The sequence below is a fragment of the Mycobacterium sp. NPDC003323 genome (assembly GCF_053589535.1).
Map to the genome: position 1 here is coordinate 24,291 of NZ_JBSFSB010000012.1, position 21,063 is coordinate 45,353.

Consider the following 21,063-nt stretch of genomic DNA (forward strand, 5'->3'; position numbering starts at 1 on the left):
ATGAGCTCCACCATCGACGTCACCGTCTACACCCTCGCCCGCAAATTCCCCAAGCTGATCGGGAAGTTCGCAAACGGCAAACCGGTGCCCCTAGGCCCCTACACCTACCTGCAGGTCGGAACCCTCATCGTCGGCGTGGTCACACTCCTGACGATCGTCGCGGTGTTCGACCCGCCCAAGCTGCCGGCCCTATTCGTCGGTGCGGCCATCGTCGGACCCGCAGTGGTCGCCGTGCGACGCATCGGATTCAGCATGGCCCGCACCAGCTCGCGCCTGATCTGGATCAGCCGAGCATGGGCACAGCGCAAGCCGCTGAGCACCGGTGGCCGAGAGATCACCTCCGCCCATTCCGGACGCGCCCCCCTGACCCCTACCGGCGGCCGCCGTGACGTCTTCGAAATGGACACCACCCACTAATGCTGAAACTGGCCCAACCCACCCTCGCGGTCACCGGGAACCTGCGCTGGACCCTCACCGGCGTCGTCTACGCCGAGTGGCTACTGTCTCCGCGGCCCAACGGTCACGAACGCCCCAGCGACAAGCGCGACGTCGTCAACGACCACCGGCACCTGTTCACCGACATCCCCGAGACGACCCTGACCACCGTGGTCGCGCCCCTTGACGTCGCCAGCATCGCCGCCCGACTCACCGCCACAGCCCGTACAGACGGCCAACATTCGGTCGGCTTGTTCCTCCAACACCACCCCGACTACACCGTCGAGGCATCGGCACAGCTCAACGCGATAGAACTGCAGGCTCGGCCCCCCCACGAACGCATCATGTGGCTGTCGGTCCCGCTGTGCGGACCTTCGCGCACCGGAGACCTGCCCCCAGATTTCATCCCCTCGGACAAACACCGCGAGCAGTTCCACGCCCTCGCTGAGGAGGTCCGACGAAAAATCCCGGCCTCCTTCGCACCCACCGCGGTCAATGCCACTCAGATGCACTGGCTCTGGGACCGCGCCCACACCCGCGGCCTCGACCTGGACCCCGCCGCCGTCGACCCATCGGCACCGCGTCCCTTTCCCCACGCCGGCACCACCACCCGGCGGGGACGCATCCGCGGTTTCCGACTCTCCGGAGAACTCGACGAGACTCTGGTCACCGACGACCGCAGGCGTCGCGCCCTGACTCGCGCGATCAAGACCTACTACACCGACAGTGAGCTCGCCCCGTCCTACCAGCAGTTCCTAGTCGTCGACGACTTCGCTACCCGAATGCCCTGGCCAGGTGTCGCCGACCAGATCTTCGCCGTCCTTAATCATTTCGAGGGCGCCGGCATCGACTTCACCATCCACACCCGCAAGCGGGACCGGTCCGAAGCGCTGGCCGCCAACGCCCGAGCTCTACGCCAACTCTCCGAGCAAATGGACGAACGCAGCGACGAGATCAGCTTCGCGCAGAACTTCCTGGTCCACCGCGGACAACAACTGGCCCAATACGACAATCACCTCGAAAGCCGGCCCTCGGAAACCGAGATCCAGTTCTGCCCCATCATCGCGATCTCCGCGCCCAGCTTCGAGGAACTCGAAGACCGCTCGCGCGAGGTGATCCGCACCTTCAACAGCACCGGCGTGAAACTGGTTGCCCCCTACGGCGCCCAAGCTGAACTCTGGGCCGCCAGCCAACCCGGATATCCCGAGACCCGCGCGCGCAGCGACTACACCCATTTCATGCCGACCGACACCTTCGCCTGTTTTATGCCGGTCACCGCAGCACACATCGGCGACGACTCCGGCCCCTTGATCGCCACCAACCGGCTCTCCGGCTTCCACGAGCCCGTGCACTTCGACCTGCTCGGGGCCACCGAGCGCGACAAGTCCGCCAGCTTCGCCATGACAGGCGACCTCGGATCGGGCAAGTCTGTGGCCCTCAAGGTCATCTCAGGGATGGTCGTCGACCTCAGCGGACAGGTTTTCGCGGTGGACCGTTCCAAACTCGGCGAGTACCTGCTGTTCGCCCAAGCGGTGGCCAACGCCGTAGTCATCGATCCGGCCAACCCTGCCTACACCATGGATCTGCTGCGCGTGCTACCTACTGCCGACGCCGCCGAACGCATCCTGCCGGTGTTGATGCGGTTGTTCCAGATCAAAAGCGGATCGCCGGAGGCAGCGCTGCTCTCGGATCTGATCGAACCCAACTACCGGGCCCGCCACCGCATCCACGGACTGCCGGACCTGGTGAACCACACCATCGCACTGGCCCGCGACCACACCACTTACACCCCAGCGATCGAGACGCTGGCCGGCCAGCTGCGGTTCTGGTCGCAGCGCACCTACGCGCGTGCACTGTTCGCCGACGACCTACGCCCGCTGCCCCTCGACGCGCCGATGGTCGTGCTGCGCACCCACAGGCTGCAGTTGCCCGCCGAAGAAGAACAACCCGCCGACGACCCGACCAAACTGTTCGGCGAAGTGATCTACGCCCTCTACGCCACCATCGCCCGAGAGGCGTTGTTCGCCAGCCAAGCGCGATTCGGCCTCCTGGTGCTCGACGAGGCTCTGCACCTGACTCGTTCTGTCGTCGGTCAATCGATCATCAGCGAGTTCGTCGTCGATGGTCGCAAACACAACGCCGCCATCGGCATCGCCTCCCAGGATCCCGCCCACTTCGGCCGATTCCGGCGACTCATCCCAACGCTGTTCATGTTCCGGCAGAGCGACGAGGTGTTGGCCGCCGACAGCCTCAAGATGGCCAGCGAGGACGCTGCGGCCGACCATCTCGTGCAACAGATGACCCGGTTTAGCCCCGGTGAGTGCTTCATGAAGGACCTCAAGCAACGACTCGGCTCGGTCAAGATCGCCCTACCGGCGCATCCCGACCGCGCTCGCGCAGTGCTGACCACCCCTACCCGAGAAGCGATCGCGTGAACTCCAGGATTCGCAAATCCGTTCGCCGGCTGACCTTACTGCTAACCCCAGCCGCCTACAGCCTGCTCACGGCGGCCCCAGCGTGGGCCGCCGTAGGTGTAGGCGTCGGGGCGTTGTGGATCGGGGTGACCGACGGCGACGGGGTGCCGATCGGCACCTATGGACTGTCGTTGGACAACGGAAGCCTGACCAACCCGCAGGCTGCACCCTCAGCCATGGTCCACCACTGGCTCTACAGTGCGTTCCTCACCATCATCGGTCTGGGCATGTGGCTCATCGACAACGTGCTGAGCTTCCAATGGCTCAGCATCATCGCCACCCCCATCGACTTCGTCGGCCAGAAGGTCGCCGCCCTGGTGGTCAGCCCCGCGGTCCTGCTCTTCGTCGGAACGCTGGCCGCAGGCTTCATCGCCGTCAACGTCCTGACCGGCAAGCTGAGCCGCGCGGCCGTGCAGATCGGCACCGCCGTGGTCCTCGCGCTGCTCGCGGTAACGCTGGGCAGCAAGCCCCTCAGTGATCTTGTCGGCCCCGACGGCGGCCTAGCCATGGGCCGCGACATCGGCATCGAACTCACCACCGAGCTGTCCGGAAAGTCCTCCACAGGGGAACAAGCGCTCTCCGACTTCACCACCTCACTGGCCGACAACTTCGTCCGCACCCCCACCCTGGTATGGAACTTCGGCGCCAATCTCGACGCCGACCCCTACAACTGCGGCGGCGCTTGGTCAGCCGCCGTGCAGACCGGAGACATCGACACCGTCAAGGACGCCGTACAAGGCAGCTGTCCCGGCGGCGAGCAGCTGCATCAGTTCGCGATGAACGACTCCAGCAGCAAAGGCGCCACAGCGCTGATGTCGATCCTCTTCGCGCTGTGCGTGCTGGCCGTCTTCGGCTACCTCTGCTACCAGGTCGTACTGCTGGCCCTGTCGGCGTTGTTCTGGGCGATCGTAGCGATCGTCGCCCTCATCGCCGGAATGGTCCCGGGATCACCACAGGGGTTAGCCATCAAGTCCGCTCTCGACGCAGTGTTCGCGATCATCGGAATGACCTGCTATATCGCCATTCTCGGCCTGACCGGCGCGCTCACGTCCGCCATGTTCACCCTCGCTGGAGACGATGTGATCATGGCGATGCCGCTGGTCTCGCTGCTGCTGGTAGCGCTCGTGCTGGCACTGCGCAAAGTCGGAAAAGGTCTCGTCGCCGTCCGAAATCGCGCCGCCCAACGGGCAGCCTCATTCAGTGGGGGAAGCGACGCCCTGGGCAATGGGCTCACCAGTCAGAACAACAGCCCCGGCCTCCTCGACCGCCTCGATCCCCTCACCGCGGTCCCCCATGCCACGCACACCTTTTCGGCGCGGACCAAGAGCGCCGCCACGACCGCCGCGAAGCTCGGAGTGGCTACCGCGGCACCAGAGGTCGCCCCGTTCATCGGGGCCACCGACGCGCTGATGTCCAAGCAAGCCGCCAGTCAACAACGCAGGAAGCGCACGGAATCGACTGCCTCCGAGGTCGACTCACCTCAGCCCCCACGGCAAACCCCCGGGCACCCGCAGTCCGCTGCCCCGCCCCCGAGCATCGGCTCAGCAGACCTGCCCGGTGAATCGAACGCTGAGACCACGACCCGATTCACGCCGCCGGCCGCGCCCCCCGACACGCCACCGAACCCCGCTCCGAGCGCCGAACCCAGCCCATCCCCGCGCTCCCCCACCGCGGCGTCCACGCTGTCTCAGCTCACCCAACCCCCGGCGGAAGACGGTGCATACACACCGACAGGGCTACCCGCCGCAGAGCACCGCTCAACCGGGACCGACGCCGCAATCCTCATGGCCAGACCGGCTACCGTCGAAGAAGCTCAGAAACGATTCCCAGCCCTGTGCGGGCATCTGACCACACGCGGGGACTACTGCATCAACCCCGCGGACACCTGCCCTCATCACCCGCGGCGCACCAGCGCGGCACCGGCGATGCACCCTGCCCTAGCCGACCTGGCCCGCGGCCACGGCGGCTCAGCCTCGACCCCTAACGGTGCAGCTACACCAGCCGACTCACGCGACGTGCGCACTGAGTTGATGATGGGCAACGCGTCCGTCGACCGGCAACGATGACCGCCCTGACGAAACTGACCCTGGCCGCGGCCGCATCCGGCGTGCTCGCCGCCCTGGCCGCACCTGTGCTACTGATCGCGCTCCTGATACCCGGGCAGACTGCGCAGGACTTCTACCAGGCGTGCACCACCGCGCTCGGACCCCGCGCCACCGTGCTGGCAAATCCCCCATCGACGCGCTTGAGTCGCGATGAAGTCCTGTTGAGAATCGTCGATACCGCCACAACACTGGGGTTCGGCAGACAGGGAGCAACCGTGACTGTGGCGATCTCACTTCGCGCGACCGGGTTAGCGAACGCCGCAAACCCCACAGTGCCCGACACTGTGCGCTATGCGCATAGCGCCGTCATCGACGGCGACGGTGTGGGGGCACTTGGCCTGCCCTCCACCTGGGGCACCGCCGCCGAACTGATGACCCCTGAAGTGTCCACCGCCCTCGCGCTCGACCGCATGGTTGACCGAGCGCCGAAATGGCGCGACACCGACCCCGCCGAGCTGGCCTCGACGATCACCGGCATACCCACCGAGGCCTTCCAGGGCCCGGTCCAGACAGCACAAGCACACCTCGACCAGCGCCGCCCCACCATCGAAAACGGCGCCCCGACAACACGTTCACTGCCCTCACCTTCGGCTACGCCCACTCCCACCGCCGCGGCCACAGCCAGCACATCAGCGCTGGTGTCCTCCGCCGACGCACAGTCAGTCGCCTCCACCGCCCCCGAAGCCGCCTCCTGCGCCACAGCGCTGAGCACCCCGATCCCCGGTCTCACCGACCACCCCAACCCCGCCGGCCCGGCGATCGCCGACGCAGCACAACGCCACACCGACACCACCGCACAAACCGATGGTCAGACCGACGCCGCTGCACCGCCGACCGACAGCGCCCAGTTCGTGGCCTCGGTGCTCACCGACGCTCTGCGACAGCACTTCCCGGCCACGGTCACCGGACTGCTTGAGCACGGCCACCGCGCCGACGCCCCCACCGCCGGAGACCTGATCTTCACTGACATCAGCGCCAACGAAGGGCCCCACCTCGTCGGAATCGCCATCGACCCCACAACCATGATCACGCTGCTACCTGGCCGACTCACCCCCGAACCCATCGAGATCGGACCGGCCCGACTCATCCGGCGAATCGAGGTGCCCACACCGTGAACACAGTCCTTCCCACCCAGGGCCCGCTGGATCCCACCGGCGACCTCCTCGGCGACCCAGACGGCGACGAGCAGGCCGACCAGACCACCACGACACCGCCTCCCCTCGGTGACGAGGACACCCAGTCCGGCCCCGTACCGATCCGCGTTCCCCCACTGGGAAGCGCCGCGCATCCGCCCGCCACCGGTTCCGCAGTGCCCGCCGCCACGACGAACACCGCAGCTCCGCCAGCCCCGGGCGGCCCTGCCGCGCCGACGCCCACCACCACAGACACCCCCGCTGCAGCGCCAGACGCAGAAGCGACGACCGACGCCGACGCCGACGCCGACGAGGGCCAAGCCACCTCCGACGCCGAACCTGAGACCGAACCCGATGCCAATACCCAACCGGAGATCCCTCAGGAAGCACTGGACGCCCTCAACGGCCTGGCCACTCTCGGCCCGCAAATCGCCTCACCCCTGCTCAACGCGGCCACCGGCATCCCCGCCGCCGCCCTGCAAGGCGCCGGTGGACTCGTCCCCGCCCTCACCTCCGCCGTTCTGCCCCAGCTGGCGGCCATGCTCGACCAACTCGGCACCACCGCACCCCCCGGATCGCCAGCAGCACGCATCGGCACAGCCGGCGCCGACGGGCTAGCCGGCGCCCTAGGATCACTGGCCGGAGATGGCGGGGCAGCCGACGCCGCCCGCGCCACCAACCAAACGCTGGCACGCCAAGTCGGAGCACTGCGCGACGTGGAACAACAGCTCGGCGACATCCTGGGGCTGTCCTCGGCACGCACCGAAGCTGACAGAGCCAAGATCCAAGGCATCATCGACGACGTTGAAACCGCTCTCACGTCCGCCGGCGTGCAGGGCAACACTCCCGAAGCCCAAGCCGCGGTGCTGTCTGCCCTACGCAGCGCCCTCGACGAAGCCGGTGATGTGGTCAGCGGCGCCGCCCGCGACAAACTCAGCGACGCCGAATTCGTCCGAGGGTTGATCAGCAACTACCTCAGCATTTCCAGCGAGCTCGACACCCTCCACGCCGGTGTCGCCGGCAGCGGCACCGGCGTCAGCGCTGCCCGCGCCGCCCATCAGGCGCTCGGCCTGCCCTACGTCTGGGGCGGCGGCGGCGCCCTGGGCCCAACCGGAGGCGGATTCGACTGCAGCGGCCTCACCCAATACGCCTACGCCCAGGGCTCCGGCGGGCGCATCATGCTGCCACGCACCACCTACGAACAGATCAAGGTGGGCCGACAAGTCCCGATGGGCGCGCTGGCTCCAGGCGATCTCGTGTTCAGCAACTTCTCCGCACCGGGGGTGCCCGAGCACGTGGGCATCTACATCGGTGGCGGCCAGGTCATTCACGCGCCCCAGCGTGGCCAGGACGTGCAAATCAGCTCCGTCCCGTCCGGCGGACAAGCACGGCGGGTGATGTGAGCGGAAGCCAGAAGAAGGGTCGACCATGCCACCGTTGCGCTGGGACAATGACGCTATGACCGCTGCCGAGGAACCCACCAGCCACGATGGATTCGAGATCAGCGTCGACGAAGCGGCATATCTCGTCGAGTATCTGGACCTCATCGGGTTGCTGCCGGAGGTCCTTGCGGTCTACAACCCGATGACCAGCGCGGAGCTGGTCGACGGCTGGAAGGCTCATCAGCACCAACGGCTGACCGAGCGTGGCATCCTGACCTCCACCGGCGCCCTGCCCGAGGTTGCTGAACAGATGCGTACATTGGCCCACTCGCAAGAAACGTTGGCGATCCGAATCACCCCACTGCAGCAGGCAGACACCATGCTGAGGCTGGCGATCGCCACGCGCTACGACCGATTCGTCGTCGCGAGCCGCACACGCGACATTTTCCTCGTTCAGTCGGTTCCGGTGAATGCCTGGCAAGACGCCGTGCGGATGACTTTGGATACCAATCTCGGAACGGCCGAGCCGGCGCCTTTGAGCCACACACTGCAACTCAGCGTCGCCGACGTCAACAAGATCGGCGCAGCGTCGGCAGGGGAGGTCGCCGACCTACTCACCGAGATGGGAATCCACCCCCGCGACGCGGCAGTCCTCAACGCCGCCTCGACCCCTACGGTAGCCACCGAAATCACCGCAGCCCGCCGCGTCGACGGCATTGTGCGTCGATCAGCCACCGCCGTGACGATCCTGGATACGACACATGGCCGGGTGATGGCCTGGCCGCACATTGGTCCCGATCGAAGCACATGGATCTCTTACGCCGCCGGCGAACCCCACCGCCTCCAGACAGCGATTGCCGGCCTACTCGAACAGTTCGACTCCGAGTAGCCCAAACGCCAACGCCGCTGCACCGCAACGGATACGCGTCCGCTACGAGTCCTCTTGAGAAGCTCTGCCACTGCATCGAGAGTGGTAAAGGTGAAAAGCTGGCCAGCCACTGCTGTCATGATCGTGCTCGCTTCTGCCGCCGCAGTCGCGGTAGGACTACGGCGCACCGCAGCGCCGACGAACTCGTTCCGGGTCGCCGCAGACGCGCTCCCGCCGGTCGTCATCGACCGACTCCGCCATCCCGGTGCGCCGACCTACATGGTCAGCTGGGACCGAGTCGATCGCGTCGCTCTGTGGAGGCCGGTCGAACGCCGATGAAGACCACCAGCAACACCGACAGCGGTACCGGATTCGAACTAGCCATCAGCCTCTTGGTGCTCGGCGCGGCCGGCGGCTGGTTGGGCTACCGATACCTCTCCAATCACCCCACCGTCCTGACGTCAATGGACTTGACCATGCTGGCAGTGATCGGGGCGGCGTTACTCGTCTCACTGGTCAGCTGGGGCCTGGTCTGGCGAGCCCTTCACCCGAGTGCCCCCGCCGACGATGAACTCGACCGCTGGCAGCTGCGATTCCCGGTCCCCGCCGCAACTGTAGGAACCGCGGCCGCGGCCTTTGCCGCCGCGGCAACCCTGATCCGCTGGAAACTCAGCATTGCATTCATGCCCAACGTTGGGATCGCTGCTGCTGCAGCCATCGTCGCCGCAGCATTCACCATTGAGACCCACCAGCTGCATAGTCGGCGAGTGCAGGCGCGCAGCAATCTGATTCAGGCCCTCTACGGCCCCCTGGGACACAAGGTTCCCACGGAGGCCGTCGTCCGCGATATCCACTGGCAGCCGAGATCCGCTGTGCCTGAGACGATCACGATCCGCGCCAGCAGGCCAACCAACACCCGCCTCACCTACAGTGAGGACCAAACACTCGACGACGACCCCAAGACCACAGGCCGTGCCGACGCCGCAACAGTCATCCGCCGCGCCCTCAAAACCCACTGCGGGGCACACTACAAAGTCAGCGCCGACCCATCAGGACTGCGCTTCCAGGCCACCCATCACGTCCCCGAGCAGCTCGACGAGGACCTCGCCGAGCTCACCCGCAAGGTCCGCGAGTTCTTCGGGCCCACAGCCACCGTGACCGGCAACCTAGCCGCGGGCTTCACCATCACCCACAGCGTGGCCACCAAGATGACCGGCGAGTTCCGCAAACGCGTAGCCGAGCAGAACCTCACTGAGCTGATCGGAGGCAACTGGGTCACCACCTGGGACATGCAGCAGGGCACGGTGGTCTTCGCCCCCAAGCCCGACCTGCCCAGAATCGTCTACCCCACCCCGGTGCCCGAAGTGACCTCAATCGACCAGGCAATCGCCGAGTACAAGCAGACGCGCCTGCCCTACGGCATCGATCTCGACCTCAACCCCCAGGAGTGGGACCCTCTCGACGCTCCGCACACGCTTGTCGGCGGCAAGACCGGCGCCGGCAAGACGGTGTACCTACGCGCCAAGATCATGCAGGCCGCCCGCCGCGGCTGGGCAGTGGTCATCGTCGATTTCAAAGGCGGATCCTTCTCCGACCTGGCCGGCTGGCCCAACGTCCACATCATCAGCAGCGATCCCTTCGAGTCCATCGCCACCATCCACCGCATGTACAAGCTGATGGACGAACGCAACGCCAAGGCCCGCTGGAACCCCAAGAGCTGGGAGAAGAACCTGCCCTACCTGCTGGTCATCGACGAAGCCGCGCAGTTCAAGGTGATCCTGACCCGGCTCTGGGAGTCTGGCCTCAAGCCCAAAGGCGGCCCCAAGGAACCACCCACCGTCACCGAGATCGCCGAACTCGCACGACTGTCCCGTACCGCCCGCATCCACCTCGAACTGGGCATGCAGCGCCCCGACCATGACCTGATCGACACCGAGGCGCGCGACAACTTCGGCAACAAGGTCTCAGTCGGTCCGATATCGCGGATCGCCGCCGAAATGCTGTTCGAGGACAGCTATACCGGCCGCAACGTACCCCGCATCAAAGGCCGTGGAATGTCGCTGGGAACCCACGAGACGCCCCGAGAGACCCAGTACTACTTCTGCCCCGCCGCCGACACCACCAACCCCGACGAACAAGCCGTAATCGCCTCCATGCGCCCATCCCGGACACTGATCCCCCGCTACGTTCCTGAGCTGCCCGCCGACCTCGACTCCTGGAACGAGATCGCCGACGCCCCTTGGTTCGATCTGGCCGCACGCCCGGACCTCGACCCCGCCCTGGTGAGTCGCACGATTACCCGCTGGGATGGCGACGCCACCCTCGGCTTCGACACCGAGGCCCACGAGAACCTCACCGTGTGCGCGCGTGACCTCCAGCCCAAGGATTCGGTGGTTATCGACGGCTTCAGCGGAGAGATCGACGGCATCGACGTCGACGACGACGGCACCGTCACGATCATGTGGCAGAAGGACGACGACGGACTTCTCTGCATGTCCAGCACCTCGGCGGGGTCCCACTTCGACATCACCCGCGCGCAGATCAACTCCTCTTGAGAATGCCCAGGCTGGGCCCATAGCGTCATAGCCGGACCTGGTGTACGTCACCACACGACGGCTACGAGAGGAGCCCCAGCGCCATCATGTCGATCGATCTGGGCCCCTTCGGCAGTTTCCCATTCTTCGTCGGCCCCGCGGGGGCGATCGCTAAGTCTGCATTCGACAAACTCATCGAGGAGGCGCAGGACCTGTTCGGCACGGGGGAACAGCCGCAACTTCCCGGCCCTCCCGAGGCGACCCTGCCGCAGTCTCCCGACGGCCAAGGACCAGCTCAAGACCGCATCGACGAACTCAATCAGATGGTGGCTGAGCTGCAGAAGCGCCTCGACGAGCTCCACAAGGCCGGCGACGAGGCCACCTCAGCGACCGGTGAGAACTCGACCCAGGGCCGAACTGCGCATGACCAGATCGTCAGTGACGGTGCGCTACTCGGGTCCGGCCTGGCGCCGCAGGGCAGCGTGCCCGAAGCCGACTCCGGGATGCTGGCGGCGATGCAGCAGCAGATCGACGAGCTCACTCGAAATGTCGAGGACAAAGCCACGACCGCCAATGGCATCGCCGACAGCCTACGCAACATGGGCATGGGCATGCCCGGCCTCGGAGGCCTCGGCGGTGGACCTGGCATGGGCATGCCCGGGCTCGGTGGAGGTATCCCCGGCTTGTCCTCATTGGGCGGGGGTGGGATGGATGTCCCGGAGGTCAGTTCGCTCGGAGACAACGACGCATTGGAGCCTCCCGAAGTGGCATCGACCTCGGATGACGCACTTACTCCACCTGAAGTGAGCGCCGCGGGTATGGCTGCTCCGGAGGTCTCGCCCGGGCCGGAACCTATGCCAGCAACCGCCGCGCCAGCGACGCCTGCACCAGCGCCCGCCCCGACGCCGGCAGAGGCACCCGGCGAGCCCGCAGCAAGCACTTCCGAGACATCCAGCGAAATCACGCTGCCGTCCGGCCAGGTTGTGACCGCACCGAACCCGCAGGCCGCCGCCGCGGTACGGAATGCACTCAACCGGCCCGCCGGTGCCGGCGACGTCGCCACCACCGCCTACACGGGCACCGACGTCGAATTGCCCACTGACGGTGCTGACCCGGGCCGCAAGATTGACCCGTCTGACGTCAAGCCCGGCGATATCGTCGTCTTCGACGACCACACCGCCATCGTCGCCGGCAACGGACAGCTCATCGGGCCTGACGGCAAGCTCGAACCCCTGGGCATCATCAATGACAGCCCCGGGTTCAAGGGCTTCTTCCGCCCCACCGAGGACGCCGCCGACCTCGCCGCACCATCATCGGCCACGGTTCCCGCAGCCCCCACCACCGCCGCCCCGCCGCCGCAGACAACCACATTGTCGGCCGCCGTCCCCGATGACGATCAACCCGACGAAGCCCCTGTTCCCGCTGCTGATCCCGGATTCGGGCTGTCGACAGTGCCACCCACCCATGAGCGTTGAACAGGCCGTCGACGACTATCTCGACGCCGCGCGAGACATCCTGGGAACCACCCAGCCACCCACGGTCCCCGGCGCCCCCACCAGGATCGAGACCCTGCCCAACCCAGACTGGACTGGAAACGCCCACGAGGCTGCCATCGAAGCGACCCGCACACTGCAGCTGGCCCGCGACCGGCTGCAGGCCGCCGCCACCAACGCCGCCGGCTACACCCAATCGGCCAATCAGATTGCCCAGCAGGCAGCGCTGGACCTAGACGCCATCACCTCAGAGTGGACCACTACCAAAAACAGCATCGCCGCGATGCCACCCGGCCCCACCCGCGACGTAGCCCTACTGACCGCTGCCCAGCAGCGCATCGCCGAAGTGGTGACCCTGATCTCGGCCACCACCGCGCGCTACAACGAGGAAGCCGCCAACCTGCGCTCAGAGATGGCCGGCCTCCCCCAGCCAGACACCACCCACGCCGGCGAAACCCTGCCGCCACCTACCCCAAACGCGCACCCGTCGGCCACTGCCCCGCCGCCCCCACCCACCGAAATACCACCACCAGCAATGGACGCCGCAGCGACGCCGATGCCGGGACTGACCGGGGCACTGCCGATCGCCTCACCAGCCATGGGTGCGCCGGCGGCCACGGCACCTATGGCCACTGCCCCGGCCGCGGCCGTGAGCCCGCTGAGCTCCCTGGGATCGCTGGCCCCGTCACAAACCAACCGCCGCACCGCAGCTGTCACTCCACAGCCCGGCGGCGGAAACCCGCTCCGCGGTGATTTCGGCGCCCTGGGAAAACTGACGCCAGACTCCACTCCGGGCGAAGTCTTCGCCGCGGTCCTCGCCGAAGCCAAGGCCCGCGGTTACACCCTTGAAGAGGGATTGGCCTGCGCCGCGACGATGCTGCAGGAAAGCTCCGGCAATCCCCGCGCGGTCAGCAGCAACGGCCTATGGGTGGGCCCCTTCCAGCAGGACACCAGCTACCCGGGACGTAACGACCCCAATACCGCGATCGCCGAGTTCTTCAACCGCCTCGACGACAAGCGCGCCTCCGCCGGCGCCAGCAGCGACATATGGAAGAACATCTTTTGGCTCCAACAGCGACCCGGCATTTCCACTGCCGAGGAAGCCTTCTCCGGCGGCCGCCAGGACTACCTGACCGAGATCCAGAGCCAACTTCCCCGCGCCACGCAGATGTACCGGGATCTGTCCGTCGTCCAAGAGCGAGTCCGTGCATGAGTATCCAAACCGCCATCGACGCCTACCTGCGGGACGCCCGCGAACTACTAGGCACCGGAGCCGCGCCGGGCAACTCACGACGCCCGCGCACTGACGTGCCCCCGGCCCAACCCCAATCCTGGATCGGGTCAGCAGCCGACTCTGCTGGCGCCACCGCCGACCGCCTCGACAACGACCGGGGAAGGCTCGGTAGCGCCCACGACCGAGCTACCCAAGCCCTCGACGCGGCAGCCGGCATCGCTCACGACGCACACAGCGGAATGACGACCATTGAGAACGCCTGGCACAGCGACAAACTTGCCCTCGGACCGTTCTCCAACACTCCCCAGGGCCAGGCCGCTCTCCTCCAAGCCGGGATACAGCGGGTGTCCGAAACCCAGTCCCTGGTCTTCGGCGTCACCACCCGATTCGGAGACCTCGCCACCAACGTCGGCGACGCCATCACCGAATTGCCGACCCCGCTCGACGCAGAAACCTCCAAAGACACCCCAGCCGACGCCGACGAAGACTCAGGAGCCGACGAAGACAGCAGCCAGACCGCGCAGAACGAAGAATCCAACGCGTTGGGCGGCCTACCTGGCGACGAACCCAGCACATTCCCGTCATCAGCGACCGACGCCGCCCCGATCACCACGCCCGCCGGATTCGGAGCCGGATCCGGATCGCCTATGGAATCGCTGCTCAGCAGCATGGGCTCCGGCGCCATGCCTTCGATGGGCCAGCTCCCCCTCAGTGGTGGAATGCCCGGCGGCGGCGCCGCCGGACTGTCCTCGCTGCTGCAGCCACTTATCGACGCCGCCGGATCCACCGACAGCACAGCAGAGGGCGACGACAGCGCCGAAGACGACAACCACGCCGGCGTCGCGTGGAACGGCACCGAGGCCCAACGGGCGATCAAGACCGCCGAACAAGCGCTGGGACTGCCCTACGTGTGGGGAGGTGGCGGCACCGCGGGTCCATCCGGCGGCGGCTTCGATTGCAGCGGCCTGACCCAATGGGCGTTCGCCCAGGCCACCGACGGCCGCGTCATCCTGCCTCGCACCACCTACGACCAGATCAACATGGGACAGAACATCGCCCCCGCCAACATCCGCCCCGGAGATCTCGTGTTCAGCAACTTCTCCGCCCCTGGCGTGCCCGAGCACGTCTCGCTCTACGTCGGCGACGGCAAGATCATCGAAGCCCAGCAGACCGGCGTCCCCGTCAAATACTCCGCGGCACCCACGGGCGATATCGCCGTCAGGCGCGTCCTGTAAGCCAACGCGAGGTCCTCATCGCCTCAGCGTTGAATCCGAGCACGACGATGCGCACGGAAGTACTCCATCGCCTCAGCGCGGGTCTTGGCACTCGCCGGCGCCGAGACGTCCCCCACGACGGCGGCCAAGGTACAGCCGTGCTGGGCTCGGCGGGACGTCATCGGCACTCTCGGCAACCCACGCAACCGAACAGCCAGGAACCCTGCCGGCCGCGGCAGAGAATCCGGCCAGGTCCGACCTGTTCGCCGCATATCAGCATTGAGCGCATCGACGATCTGCGCACCAGTCCAGACGTCGAGGTCCAGCCCCGATCGGGTGAGCACCTCGCAGATCTGGCCGGGATGCACGGCATCGAAGCCTCGACAGCGGGAGATGACGCTCGCGGCAAGCAGCTGCAACTGCAGCGGGCGGGGTTCGCTCTGCCTGGCGGTGTCTGATCGGGGAGAATTCTTCGACGCGGGCCGGCAACGGCCCTTTGGTGAGTTCTTTCCAACGTGAGTTACCCGCCTATCCCTACGGGATGGCGGTAGGTCGCAAACCGCCACGTTATCCACAGGCCTGCGCCGGCTCACCAAATGCCACACCGACGGCCGCCGATACCGCTGAGGGGACGCCATCGACCCGGTGCCTCGACGAACTTCCACAGCAAGACCGGCTTCGCCGAGGACCGCGCGCACGGTCGTCACACTGCGCTGGGAGCATCCCGCAGCCTTGGCCGCGGCCGCGTTGGTCACTGCACAGTGCCGGCCAGTCGCGTGATCGGCGTGCGCGGCCAGCGCCACGCAGACCTTGAGCAGCATCGACCGGCTCAGGTTCACACGCGTGAGAACCGCAGAGCCGGAGGATGTTCCGGCCCAGTAGGCCACTTCTTCGATCCAGCCGGCGCGGCTGGTCCACATCGATGTCGTGGGTGAAGTTGCTCCGGCGACGACGATCCATTGCCGCCGCTGTTCCCGTTGCTTGATCCGAGCCATACGAGCCGACACCCGCGGTCTGCAAGCATCGGCGAGATCACGAAACAGCGCGCCATCGTGTCCGTGCAGAAGGCGTGCGCTATCGTGGTACCTGTCCATGGAGACAAGTCCCTTCGGGGAAGGGCGCGAGCCCACCGAGTCGAGGGCCAACTCGACTCGAAAACTTCAGATTCGAAGCCCTCGGTTGCCGCCGGGGGCTTCGAATGTTTAAGGCGGCAGGTTCGCGCCGAACTATTCAGGTGTAGTGCCGACAGGCCAGATGTGTGTTCCGCCAATGAGACTCAGGTGGAGTGCCGTCTGGGGTCGACAGGGTGATGTGAGGTTTCTCCTCCTTTCGGTGGGCGCGTGTCATCGCGAGGTGTACCGCAGATCCGGCAACCCGTCGCTACGGTCGCCAAGTCACGCCATCACAGGGTGTTGGCGTGAGATGCGTTGTACAGAAAAGGGATTCGCGCGTGAATGTTGGTGATGCGCTACAGAGCAGGTCGTCCCATGCAGCCTCCAGTTGTTATTGGTGTGTCTGGAGGGATCGTTGCACGGCCCGCGCGGGTATCCGCGCATTGACACGCGGATACCCGCGCGCGAGTGCTACGACGGAGAAACTACAGATTCACGCGCGACGGCCCTCGACAGGGCTCACCCACGCGGCGTCGGCGGTCAGGCCACCGCGGTCGGGGTCGAGGTCAACGCCCTCAGCAGTAGAGCCTGCACTTCAGAGATCCCGTGCTCTCGCGCGAGAGCACGCACCGATTCACGGTCTTCGGCCAGGGTGACCAACGCCTCTGGCGACATCAGCGGTTGACAAGCCTCGACGATCAGTTCCTGGACACTTTTCTTATTGAACCCAGCTGCCACTGCGGCCGCGACATCCGCTTCCCGCGGCAGCAACCGCAGGGCCATCTGGGCGGACCGCTTGCGCGTCTCGGTCCCCCGGCGCGTCTTCTGTTGCCGCGTCGGGGGCACGTCTGCAGCGACCTCGCCCGGAGCCGTGTCCAAAGTGGTCGTCATCGCGCATCCTCCTCCGCTGAGCTCGCGCGGGTAGCCGCGCAAGCACCACGGTAGCGCACGATGCGCCATAGAGCGGGATTACGGCGCGAGCGTACGACGCGTGTTGCGTGATCATGCGCTGGGACGTGGGATAGTGCGCTGGGACGTGGGATAGTGCGCTGGGATTCGCCAGGATGCGCCATGACACGGCACAGTGTCGTACATTGTGGGGCTATGGCGACCCCCGATGGCCCACCCGGCGCCATCGACCCAGACTCCCTGCTGACCGCTGACGGCATTGCCGAGCTGGCCGGCGGCATGGTCAAGCCCAACACGGTGCGCTCCTGGTGGCGCAACGGGTCCCTGCCGTATGAGGTCTTCCCTGAACTTGGCGCCAAGTCGAACAAGCGCACCCGCCGCAGCGATGCCGAGCGTTTCCTGAGGCGCAAGCTCGGAGACCTCCCCGCGGCTCCCCTTACGGAAACCTCCATGGCTACGCCCACGGAATCCGACGAACCGCACGCGAACCCCTCCCCCACCCTGCCGTCGGTGAGCAGCGCAGATCTGCTCGACACGTTGGCCTCAATCAAAGCCGCGGCCGACTCCGCCATGCAGGCGCTGATCGCTGAAGCCGAACATCACGCCGAGATGGCCGCCGCTCAGGCCGCTGTCTCTCGCGCCCAGGCCGAGGCTGACACGATCCGCGCTCAGGCCGACGCCAAACGCGTCGAAACCCTCAAGCATCTGCAGAATGTGTTCCGCGGCTACGACCTGGCCCTCGCCACACACCTGCAGCCTGCCTACCCGCCGCATTTCGGCAGCACCGCAGAGCAGCCCCACACTCCCCAGCGCTGATCGCCCCGCGCCGCACCGCCGCCCCGCGCGGGTCACGGCCCGTCCATCTGCCCGATCCGCGGCCACGGCCGAGGTCGCCGCGGCGTTGACGCGACGTCCCTGCGTCGGCCACGCGATGACCGGACCTTGGGCGCAAGCCTCGGAATATAGGTCCGTGAAAAAGTCGCTGACCTGCAGAATACGGGTCTATCACGGACAATCACACGGGCAAGACGACGGGCATACACCGTCCAACGCACGCCCTGGCACACGCCGATCCGCACGCCCGTGTCAACGAACGAACATTCGCCCTCAGGCCCGACCCATTACTCGGGCGTGTCAACGCCCCGACAACCATGGTGGCGTACACCGCGACTCACGCGGCACGACACCGACGTTGACCCGCTCGCACCCACTCACGCATTCCGCGGCGTCACGCCTGGCGTTGACCAGCACATGGCGCCGCAACACCACACGCACCACCAATCACACGGGTAACAGTTCGGACTCACCCGTGTGCGTCGCCAAGAGGCCACGGACGAACAGACCTACGGTGCACGCATGACAATGACCGGACCGGCCCGAACGATCCTCGTGGCCAATCAGAAGGGCGGCGTCGGAAAATCGACCACCGTTGCCGCGGTTGCCGAAATGATCGCTACCGCCGGAAAGCGCGGTCGGCGGGTCCTCGTCGTTGACGGTGACCCACAGGCCAACGTGACTATGGAGGACCTCGGTGTCGACGGCGACCGTGGCCAATCGCTGGCCGCTACGCTGCAGTTCGGGACGCCGCTGACGCCGGTACGCGACGTGCGCACCCACCTCGACGTCATCGCTGGGGGACCGCAGCTGGCCGTCGTGGGCGCAGCAGCCAACACCATCGCCGAGAACGGCATCGACATGGCCACCAATATGCAGACCCAACTTCAAGCACTGTGCGACTCCGAAGGCTACGACGTCGTGCTGATCGACTCTGGGCCCGGAGACGTGCCACTCCTGGACACCTATCTGTCGGTCGCGAACTATCTGCTCATTCCGACCCGGGCAGACCAGGCCAGCCTCGGCGGCGTCGAACGCTTAGCTCGCCGCTTCTGGCGAGCCCGAAAACATGGCGCCTCCATCCAACTGCTCGGAGTGCTGCTCTTCGATGTGAACCCCCGCGCTACCAAACGCAACGAGGAAGTGTTTACACAGGTCAACGACATGCTGGCCGGTAGCGGCACAAGCCCCTTCGACATCACCATTCGATCGGCTCCGGCCGCGGCGGTGGACATGCGCACCCTGCACCGGACTGCTGGCGAACTCGTGGCCCTCGCTCACGACGAACGGCGCAGTCGACTGACCAGACTGCGCGACAAACAGCGCCCCGAACGGGCCTTGTGGTCAAGCGACCCGACTGGACTGGCCGCCGACTATCAGGAGCTCGTGCGCCAGATCGTGTCTCGCCTCGTGAGCTACGAAGCGGCGGCCGTGGGGGAGAGGGTCGGATGAGCACGCCCACACGCCGCAAAGCCGTCTTCGACCCCAACGCTCTTGACGACGACCTCGACGACCTGTGGCCATCCCGGCCCGCGCAGCCCCGGGATGAAACCGGACCGATGCCCGCCGCCACCGAGACCGCAGCGCCACCGAAATCGCCGCCGCAACCACCGGCAGAAGCGGTGTCGGAACCACGTACTCGAACGGCGCCGCGGCTCCCTTCGGTGCCGTCGCCGGGCACACACCAAAGTGCCCGCGACACGGAGCCGGCAGCGCGTCCCACGTCGTCGAAGCGACACCGCCCACCTGAGGCCTTGCTGTCCGCCGAGGTCTATGACGAGCTCTACCGAGTGCAGAATGCCGAGAAGAAGGTGCGACGGGGGCTGGCCAGGACCATGGGCGCCATCGTCCTGGACGCGATCGAGGCCCACGCCAGCCGGCTCCAAACCACGTGGACGGTCCCGCAGATAACGATCGCCGACGGACAGCTCTTCGAGCGTCCGTCAGCAACAGCGGTTCCCCCGCGACGTCGGCACCTGACCGCGCCACGGACGGTGGTCCTGTCCGGTGTCACCGCCGGCAACGCCGAACGTCTCGACGAGCTCGTGCAGCGGTGGGGTGCAGGCACCCGCAGTGCTCTGGTAGAGCAAGCGCTGCGCTACGAGTTCGGACTACTCCCGGGACCGCGGTAGCAGCCTCACACCTGAGGCGATGGTGATGCAGCCTGCATCACCCGCCACCCTCACGCAGCTCAAGACCTAGCGTGGCCGGCCCGGCCCCAACGGCTCGTCGTCCGGGTAGATCTCAGCCCCGCGGTTGTAGTCGCGCGCGATGACGGCCAGCTGGGCAATGAACGCCTCACGAACGAACTGAGCGAAGGTGTAAGGCCGCCCCGTGACCCGTTGAACGATTCGCACCGCCGCGCGCGCACGCCGGTGCAGATCCCGTGGAATGTTGACCTTGCTGACCTCGGTGGAATCCCCGGCGCGACGCCGCGAATCTTGATCAGGCATGGATGGATGCGGGCCGGAACATCCCCTGACTCTTCATGTGATCGACAACGGCCTGATAGTCGTGGGTGACGTCTTTGGCTCGGTAGCCGTACAGCGGCACCGGCGTGTAGTTCGTGTACGCCTCGTCCACGATGGAGCTACGTCGAACCGCAGGGGTCACCTTCGCATCGAAGCCCTCATGTAGATACTCCATCTGCTGGCGATACACGGTCCCGCTGGAGGGCACAGCGCAGGGCACAATGGCCAGTAGCGGAATGTCGATCCGATAGGTCTTTTTAAGCACCGCAAGCTCACGCAGCAAGTCCTGAATGCCCTCTGCTTCCTTGCCTGAGGGCTTCGTGCACGTGATCAGGCCCCAGGATCCCGCCGGGCCCTCTTCCTCGGTCGAGGAGGCAATCAGTGCCGTCGTCACGAGCGCACTGTTCGAGCCGGGGGAGTCGATGAGCGTGACATCGACCGGCGCGGCGGACTCCATGGCCTCACGCAGCCGTGTCACACCACCAGTGACCGCCGGCAGTTCCACCATGAGCTTGTCGAGCGTCGATCGTGCCGCAGGGACCACCGTGAGATTGGGAATCTGCCCTTCCTCGGCGTCGGTGTACACCGGACCTTGATCGTCGTAGTCGGCCAGGACACGAGCAGGACGCTCGATGTCGTCGATGGTGCAGTTCAGACGCAGGACATCAGCCACGGTGGATCCGCTGATATCGGGGTAGCCCAGCCAGGTGCTCGCGTTGGCCTGCGGATCGAGATCGACAACGCGGACACGCAGCCCGGAGGCGGCGAGGAGGACGGCGGTGGTGACCACGGTGGTGGTCTTACCGACACTGCCGGACATGTTGGCAACGGTGTAGGTGGGCATCGAAGGTTCTCCTGTCTCAGG

The 21,063-nt window shown here is 66.4% G+C and carries 17 protein-coding genes; 13 read left to right on the plus strand and 4 right to left on the minus strand.

The window, feature by feature from the left end; genetic code table 11:
- The 10 genes from ACWDUN_RS22605 (at position 1) to ACWDUN_RS22650 (ending at position 14,893) form a co-directional block, all read left to right on the plus strand.
- On the plus strand, positions 1-417 hold the full coding sequence (locus tag ACWDUN_RS22605; protein WP_449932248.1) for a hypothetical protein: 417 nt from the start codon (positions 1-3) through the stop codon (positions 415-417).
- Complete coding sequence (locus tag ACWDUN_RS22610) at positions 417-2,870, plus strand: ATP-binding protein (protein ID WP_449932249.1); 2,454 nt, start codon at positions 417-419, stop codon at positions 2,868-2,870. The genes ACWDUN_RS22605 and ACWDUN_RS22610 overlap by 1 nt, the downstream gene beginning before the upstream one ends.
- Before the next feature lie 125 nt (positions 2,871-2,995).
- Positions 2,996-4,975: a hypothetical protein gene (locus ACWDUN_RS22615; protein WP_449932250.1), complete on the plus strand. Its 1,980-nt coding sequence runs from the start codon at positions 2,996-2,998 to the stop codon at positions 4,973-4,975.
- Positions 4,972-6,129, plus strand: a complete 1,158-nt coding sequence (locus ACWDUN_RS22620; protein WP_449932251.1) for a hypothetical protein — start codon at positions 4,972-4,974, stop codon at positions 6,127-6,129. Before ACWDUN_RS22615 ends, ACWDUN_RS22620 begins: the two co-directional genes overlap by 4 nt.
- A complete protein-coding gene (locus tag ACWDUN_RS22625) occupies positions 6,126-7,550 on the plus strand; it encodes a C40 family peptidase (RefSeq protein ID WP_449932252.1) in 1,425 nt (474 codons plus the stop codon). The genes ACWDUN_RS22620 and ACWDUN_RS22625 overlap by 4 nt, the downstream gene beginning before the upstream one ends.
- Before the next feature lie 55 nt (positions 7,551-7,605).
- Entirely contained in the window at positions 7,606-8,418 is an 813-nt protein-coding gene (locus tag ACWDUN_RS22630; protein ID WP_449932253.1) for an ESX secretion-associated protein EspG, read from the plus strand.
- 314 nt (positions 8,419-8,732) lie between these two features.
- On the plus strand, positions 8,733-10,952 hold the full coding sequence (locus ACWDUN_RS22635; protein WP_449932254.1) for an FtsK/SpoIIIE domain-containing protein: 2,220 nt from the start codon (positions 8,733-8,735) through the stop codon (positions 10,950-10,952).
- A gap of 86 nt (positions 10,953-11,038) precedes the next feature.
- On the plus strand, positions 11,039-12,406 hold the full coding sequence (locus tag ACWDUN_RS22640; RefSeq protein ID WP_449932255.1) for a hypothetical protein: 1,368 nt from the start codon (positions 11,039-11,041) through the stop codon (positions 12,404-12,406).
- Entirely contained in the window at positions 12,396-13,637 is a 1,242-nt protein-coding gene (locus ACWDUN_RS22645) for a hypothetical protein (protein ID WP_449932256.1), read from the plus strand. Before ACWDUN_RS22640 ends, ACWDUN_RS22645 begins: the two co-directional genes overlap by 11 nt.
- The gene (locus ACWDUN_RS22650; RefSeq protein ID WP_449932257.1) at positions 13,634-14,893 is read left to right on the plus strand and encodes a C40 family peptidase; all 1,260 of its coding nucleotides are present in this window, start codon (positions 13,634-13,636) and stop codon (positions 14,891-14,893) included. Before ACWDUN_RS22645 ends, ACWDUN_RS22650 begins: the two co-directional genes overlap by 4 nt.
- Before the next feature lie 23 nt (positions 14,894-14,916).
- Here the strand turns inward: ACWDUN_RS22650 and ACWDUN_RS22655 are convergent, their stop codons facing one another.
- The gene (locus ACWDUN_RS22655) at positions 14,917-15,867 is read right to left on the minus strand and encodes a hypothetical protein (protein ID WP_449932258.1); all 951 of its coding nucleotides are present in this window, start codon (positions 15,865-15,867) and stop codon (positions 14,917-14,919) included.
- Positions 15,868-16,524: 657 nt separating this feature from the next.
- Positions 16,525-16,875, minus strand: a complete 351-nt coding sequence (locus ACWDUN_RS22660; RefSeq protein ID WP_157680495.1) for a hypothetical protein — start codon at positions 16,873-16,875, stop codon at positions 16,525-16,527.
- A gap of 213 nt (positions 16,876-17,088) precedes the next feature.
- Here ACWDUN_RS22660 and ACWDUN_RS22665 point away from each other — a divergent pair, with 213 nt between their 5' ends.
- The 3 genes from ACWDUN_RS22665 to ACWDUN_RS22675 all read left to right on the plus strand — a co-directional run bounded on the left by ACWDUN_RS22665 (position 17,089) and on the right by ACWDUN_RS22675 (position 19,859).
- Positions 17,089-17,709: a hypothetical protein gene (locus tag ACWDUN_RS22665; protein ID WP_449932259.1), complete on the plus strand. Its 621-nt coding sequence runs from the start codon at positions 17,089-17,091 to the stop codon at positions 17,707-17,709.
- 540 nt (positions 17,710-18,249) lie between these two features.
- On the plus strand, positions 18,250-19,179 hold the full coding sequence (locus tag ACWDUN_RS22670) for a ParA family protein (RefSeq protein ID WP_449932260.1): 930 nt from the start codon (positions 18,250-18,252) through the stop codon (positions 19,177-19,179).
- Positions 19,176-19,859, plus strand: a complete 684-nt coding sequence (locus tag ACWDUN_RS22675) for a hypothetical protein (RefSeq protein WP_449932261.1) — start codon at positions 19,176-19,178, stop codon at positions 19,857-19,859. Before ACWDUN_RS22670 ends, ACWDUN_RS22675 begins: the two co-directional genes overlap by 4 nt.
- Before the next feature lie 66 nt (positions 19,860-19,925).
- Here ACWDUN_RS22675 and ACWDUN_RS22680 read toward each other — a convergent pair whose 3' ends face one another.
- Both ACWDUN_RS22680 and ACWDUN_RS22685 read right to left on the minus strand, forming a co-directional pair.
- Positions 19,926-20,180: a hypothetical protein gene (locus ACWDUN_RS22680; RefSeq protein ID WP_449932262.1), complete on the minus strand. Its 255-nt coding sequence runs from the start codon at positions 20,178-20,180 to the stop codon at positions 19,926-19,928.
- On the minus strand, positions 20,173-21,042 hold the full coding sequence (locus ACWDUN_RS22685; RefSeq protein WP_268787147.1) for a ParA family protein: 870 nt from the start codon (positions 21,040-21,042) through the stop codon (positions 20,173-20,175). The genes ACWDUN_RS22680 and ACWDUN_RS22685 overlap by 8 nt, the downstream gene beginning before the upstream one ends.
- Between the last annotated feature and the right edge of the window lie 21 nt (positions 21,043-21,063).

Excerpts from the sequence above, each read along its gene's own strand:
- ACWDUN_RS22650 (WP_449932257.1), top strand. The coding sequence starts at position 13,634 with ATGAGTATCCAAACCGCCATCGACGCCTACCTGCGGGACGCCCGCGAA.
- ACWDUN_RS22670 (WP_449932260.1), top strand. The coding sequence starts at position 18,250 with ATGACAATGACCGGACCGGCCCGAACGATCCTCGTGGCCAATCAGAAG.
- ACWDUN_RS22630 (WP_449932253.1), top strand. The coding sequence starts at position 7,606 with ATGACCGCTGCCGAGGAACCCACCAGCCACGATGGATTCGAGATCAGC.
- ACWDUN_RS22620 (WP_449932251.1), top strand. The coding sequence starts at position 4,972 with ATGACCGCCCTGACGAAACTGACCCTGGCCGCGGCCGCATCCGGCGTG.
- ACWDUN_RS22645 (WP_449932256.1), top strand. The coding sequence starts at position 12,396 with ATGAGCGTTGAACAGGCCGTCGACGACTATCTCGACGCCGCGCGAGAC.
- ACWDUN_RS22635 (WP_449932254.1), top strand. The coding sequence starts at position 8,733 with ATGAAGACCACCAGCAACACCGACAGCGGTACCGGATTCGAACTAGCC.
- ACWDUN_RS22605 (WP_449932248.1), top strand. The coding sequence starts at position 1 with ATGAGCTCCACCATCGACGTCACCGTCTACACCCTCGCCCGCAAATTC.
- ACWDUN_RS22640 (WP_449932255.1), top strand. The coding sequence starts at position 11,039 with ATGTCGATCGATCTGGGCCCCTTCGGCAGTTTCCCATTCTTCGTCGGC.
- ACWDUN_RS22685 (WP_268787147.1), bottom strand. The coding sequence starts at position 21,042 with ATGCCCACCTACACCGTTGCCAACATGTCCGGCAGTGTCGGTAAGACC.
- ACWDUN_RS22675 (WP_449932261.1), top strand. The coding sequence starts at position 19,176 with ATGAGCACGCCCACACGCCGCAAAGCCGTCTTCGACCCCAACGCTCTT.
- ACWDUN_RS22610 (WP_449932249.1), top strand. The coding sequence starts at position 417 with ATGCTGAAACTGGCCCAACCCACCCTCGCGGTCACCGGGAACCTGCGC.
- ACWDUN_RS22680 (WP_449932262.1), bottom strand. The coding sequence starts at position 20,180 with ATGCCTGATCAAGATTCGCGGCGTCGCGCCGGGGATTCCACCGAGGTC.
- ACWDUN_RS22655 (WP_449932258.1), bottom strand. The coding sequence starts at position 15,867 with ATGGCTCGGATCAAGCAACGGGAACAGCGGCGGCAATGGATCGTCGTC.
- ACWDUN_RS22665 (WP_449932259.1), top strand. The coding sequence starts at position 17,089 with ATGGCGACCCCCGATGGCCCACCCGGCGCCATCGACCCAGACTCCCTG.
- ACWDUN_RS22660 (WP_157680495.1), bottom strand. The coding sequence starts at position 16,875 with ATGACGACCACTTTGGACACGGCTCCGGGCGAGGTCGCTGCAGACGTG.